This is a genomic window from Terriglobales bacterium (assembly GCA_035454605.1).
GTDB lineage: Bacteria > Acidobacteriota > Terriglobia > Terriglobales > Acidobacteriaceae > DATMAB01.
Window position 1 is genome coordinate 1 of record DATIGQ010000178.1, and the last position, 3,901, is coordinate 3,901.

Below are 3,901 nucleotides of genomic sequence, written 5' to 3' on the forward strand. Positions count from 1 at the left end.
TCCATCTGGACGTGACGGCGAAGATCCCGGGCGGCGACAAGGCCAAGTTCGAGACAGCGGCGGCCAACGCCAAGGCGGGCTGTCCCATCTCGCGGCTGTTGAACGCGAAGATCACGATGGACGCGAAACTGGAAAGCTAGCCACAGAGACGCAGAAACACAGAGCGAATGGCGGCGGGCACACAGAGCGAGACGGAGACTCGGGCGGCGCGGGTAGCGCGGCTGGAGCAGGCGCTGCGCACCATCATCCGCGGCAAGGACGATGTGGTGCGGCTGGCGCTGGTGGGCATCCTGGCGCGCGGGCATCTGCTGATCGAAGGCGTGCCGGGCGTGGGCAAGACGACGCTGGCGCACGCGCTGGCGCGGGCGCTGGACTGCAGCTTCCAGCGCATCCAATTCACCAGCGACATGCTGCCCTCGGACGTGGTGGGCATCTCCATCTACTCGGCGCAGGAGCAGCGCTTCGAGTTCAAGCCGGGGCCGGTGTTCACCAACGTGCTCTTGGCGGACGAGATCAACCGCACCACGCCCAAGACGCAGTCGGCGCTGCTGGAGGCGATGAACGAAGGCCAGGTGACGGTGGACAGCCGCAGCTACACGCTGCCGCAGCCGTTCCTGGTGATCGCGACGCAGAACCCGGTGGAGCACCACGGGACGTATCCGCTGCCGGAGTCGCAGATGGATCGCTTCCTGATGCGGGTGTCGATGGGATATCCGGAGGCGGCGAGTGAGCGGCAGATCCTGCGCTCGGAAGCCGGCATGGCGCAACTGGAGCACCTGCGCCCGGTGATGAGCGGCGCCGACGTCACCGCCATGCAGGAAGAGATCGCGCGAGTGAAGGTGGACGACGCGCTGGTGGACTACACGCTGGAGATCGTGCGGCGCACGCGCGATTCGGAACACCTCTCCCTGGGAGTCTCGCCGCGCGGCGCGCTCATGCTTTTCCGCGCGGCCCAGGCGCTGGCTTACGTGGAAGGACGCAGCTTCGCGCAGCCTTCGGACTTCAAGTCGCTGGCGGTGCCGGTGTTCGCGCACCGGGTGGTGGTCAATGCGCGCTACGCCTCCACGCTGAAGAAGAGCGAACAGGCGGAACAGATCCTGAAGGACATCGTGGATTCGGTACCCGTACCGGTGTAGCAAGATTTGCTCATTGAATCAGTCAATCATTGAATCATTGAAAAGCCAAAACCCCGAAGCCAGGACCTTTCCACTGACTCAATGATTCACTGATTCAAATGATTCAATGACTCAATCCCTGCGTTTTCTGATGCTGGCGGCGCTGGCGGTATGGCTGGGCGGGATCGTGTTCTTTGGCGCGGTGGTGGCGCCCACGCTGTTCAGCGTGCTGGCGTCGCGGCATCTGGCCGGCACAGTGGTGGTGGAGGCGCTGACGCGGCTGCACTTGATGGGGATGGCTGCAGGCGCGCTGTTCGCAGCCAGCTCGATGGTTCACTGGCGGCTGACTGCGGGGTATGCGCGGCCGTTTGCGCTGCGCCATCTGCTGATCTACGGCATGCTGGGGCTGACGCTGGTCTCGCAGTTCCTCCTCATGCCCAAGATGAAGGCGTTGCGGGCGGCGATGGTGGAAATCGACAGAGTGCCACCCGACGACCCGCGGCGAGTGGAATTCAACCGCCTGCACCGGCAATCGACGCAGATCGAGGGCGCGGTGCTGCTGCTGGGCGTGGGTGTGGTGCTGTCGCTGGCGCGAGTGCGGCCGAGATGAATGCGGCATGCACGGCCTTCGGTCGCCGGAAGGCAACAACGGCTCGCTCAGGATGACAACAGTGATTGGGGCCGGGCCATGCCCATCGACTACCGTATCGACGGGGAACGGCGGCTGGTGATTGCCACCGGCCGCGGAACGGTGACGCACGAAGACCTGCGGAACTACCAGAGCGCCGTATGGTCGAACCCCGAAGTGGCGGGTTTCAACGAACTGGCAGACATGCGCGCGGTGGAACACTTCGGCCCAGCCTCACCTGAGCAGATGCTGGAACTGGCGAGTCTTGCTGCCCGCATGGACGCGGGCGGGGCCGCGACGAAGTTCGCCATGGTGGCCCCGCACAACGTGGCCTACGGCCTGGGGCGAATGTTCCAAGCCTATCGCGGCATGGAAAGAGAGAGCAGGAAGCGGGTGGGGGTGTTCCGCACTATGGAAGAAGCGCTCAAGTGGCTGGGAGTGGAGGAAGTGAGTCAGTGAATCGTTGAATGCAGTTGCCGCGTAAGGGTGAACCAACAATTCCGATTCGAAGCATGAGGGGCAAATCGCGGGAAGTGCCGAATCTGAATCTCCAGATTCGGCACTTCGGCAATTGCGCAATGGGTTGCGACTACTGGGCAGCCGGGGCTTTCTTGGCTGCGGGCTTGGCCATGGGCGCGGGCTTCCAAAAGTCGGGATCCGCGTCGATCCAGGGCTGGGCCGGATAGCTCATCTTGGGGCTGAACATGAAGAGGTGCCCCTCGGCGCTTTCCAGACCCTGAGCGGCAAAGTCGTCCATTTTCTTCTGACCATCCCCACCGAGCGCATCCTGATAGGCCTTGCCGTGCATGGCCGGGGCCGCATCCATTTCCGCCATGGACTTCATGGGGATGAAGATGAGGTAGAGGTTCGACGGGGCGCCGGCGACGGCGTGAAACACAGCGTAGTGCTCGTCGAGCTTGGCCTTCTCATGAGCTTCGCGGGCGATCTTGCGGACGGCGGCGAAGTGATCGCCGTGGCCCGGCTTCACGCGGACAGAGAAGATGAAGAAGTAACGCGTGCCGGCGATGGGAATGGTGTCGGCGTTGTAACTGAGGTCCGGCATGTAAACGAAGGCCGCGGTGCGATTGTCCTGCAGGTAATCGCCATCCTTATCGGCCAGCATATCCAGCTCAGCGGTGAGGGCGGCGTTGTTGCCGATTTCCTGGTTTTCCTTTTCCCAGGCGGCGAAGGAGTCGTAGGCCACCAGGTACAGCACGCGGCCTTCGCCGGTCAGGGAAGAAGCGGCGATGTAGCGGACGGACGACTTGGCCTTGGCAAAGGCGCGCGGCCAGCCAGCTTCCCACTTCTCATGCACGCCGGCCTTGCCGGTCTTGAGCACTTCGCGGCCGATGACCAGCACCTTGGGCGGGTGCATCATGGCCTGTTGCGCCTGGACGATGGTGGCGGCGCCCAGACAGAGGCAAAGGACGGACAACGAGAGGGCTCTTTTCATCGAATCTCCTTGAATGGATTGGTGAGGCTGAGACGTGAGACGGTGGAAGTATGCACCAAGAGAGGGGAATTGTGAAGGAGGCGGGAGGCGGAGAGCAGAAAAGGCACAGGCTTTTCGCCACGGATTCACACGGATGAACGCGGATCACGGCAACTGCGAACGGTGAACTCTGAACTGTGAAGTGAACGCGGAACGCGGGAAGCGCAGAGCGGAAACGGAGAGCGTCTTTCTGAGAGCTGAGAACTATCCGCGCCGCGGAGGGGCTGGCTCGGAGTCGGGCTGTTCGGCCTGGCCGTGGAAAAAGCCGAGGTGGTAAGCCACTACGGCCGCACCGCCGGCCACGATGATGGCTTGCAGCCAGTCCATGCGCGGAGGATCAGAAGTCGCCACGCGGCGGTCGGGCCGGGGCAGGCGGAAGAGCGTGCGGCGCGGCTGAAGCTCTTCGGTGTTCCCGGCCGGAGCGGAGCCTGCGCGCTGCCCGGCGTCTGTCTCGCCCGACGAGCGGATGGGGCGCACGGCGCTGGGGTTCGCTGGCATGATTCTTCCTTCGGCTGCTTGATGAAAGCGCCTACATGCTTAGAGGCGCGCGGCGGGAAGGGAGTTGCCAACGAAGCAGGTGGCAGGCGGAGGGAAAGGCACGCGCTTTGTTGGCACCGATGAAAGCGGATGAAGGCAACTGCGAAGGGTGAACTATGAACTGTGAAC

5 protein-coding genes are annotated in these 3,901 nt (G+C 63.5%); 3 read left to right on the plus strand and 2 right to left on the minus strand.

The genetic code is table 11. The features are described from left to right. Positions 1–167 precede the first annotated feature (167 nt). From VLE48_12740 to VLE48_12750, 3 genes are all read left to right on the plus strand, one after another. Positions 168–1,136 carry a MoxR family ATPase gene (locus VLE48_12740; GenBank protein ID HSA93872.1) on the plus strand — a complete coding sequence of 323 codons (969 nt, stop codon included), beginning with the start codon at positions 168–170 and terminating at the stop codon, positions 1,134–1,136. 106 nt (positions 1,137–1,242) lie between these two features. Next, complete coding sequence (locus VLE48_12745; protein HSA93873.1) at positions 1,243–1,725, plus strand: DUF4149 domain-containing protein; 483 nt, start codon at positions 1,243–1,245, stop codon at positions 1,723–1,725. A 78-nt stretch (positions 1,726–1,803) separates the two neighbouring features. Next, positions 1,804–2,202, plus strand: a complete 399-nt coding sequence (locus VLE48_12750) for a hypothetical protein (protein HSA93874.1) — start codon at positions 1,804–1,806, stop codon at positions 2,200–2,202. Between the two features lie 130 nt (positions 2,203–2,332). Here VLE48_12750 and VLE48_12755 read toward each other — a convergent pair whose 3' ends face one another. After that, positions 2,333–3,196: a hypothetical protein gene (locus VLE48_12755; GenBank protein HSA93875.1), complete on the minus strand. Its 864-nt coding sequence runs from the start codon at positions 3,194–3,196 to the stop codon at positions 2,333–2,335. Positions 3,197–3,439: 243 nt separating this feature from the next. Beyond that, a complete protein-coding gene (locus tag VLE48_12760; GenBank protein ID HSA93876.1) occupies positions 3,440–3,733 on the minus strand; it encodes a hypothetical protein in 294 nt (97 codons plus the stop codon). Between the last annotated feature and the right edge of the window lie 168 nt (positions 3,734–3,901).

What these genes read in the sequence shown, in the direction of transcription:
- VLE48_12740 (HSA93872.1), top strand. Translation starts at nt 168, where the DNA reads ATGGCGGCGGGCACACAGAGCGAGACGGAGACTCGGGCGGCGCGGGTA.
- VLE48_12745 (HSA93873.1), top strand. Translation starts at nt 1,243, where the DNA reads ATGACTCAATCCCTGCGTTTTCTGATGCTGGCGGCGCTGGCGGTATGG.
- VLE48_12750 (HSA93874.1), top strand. Translation starts at nt 1,804, where the DNA reads ATGCCCATCGACTACCGTATCGACGGGGAACGGCGGCTGGTGATTGCC.
- VLE48_12755 (HSA93875.1), bottom strand. Translation starts at nt 3,196, where the DNA reads ATGAAAAGAGCCCTCTCGTTGTCCGTCCTTTGCCTCTGTCTGGGCGCC.
- VLE48_12760 (HSA93876.1), bottom strand. Translation starts at nt 3,733, where the DNA reads ATGCCAGCGAACCCCAGCGCCGTGCGCCCCATCCGCTCGTCGGGCGAG.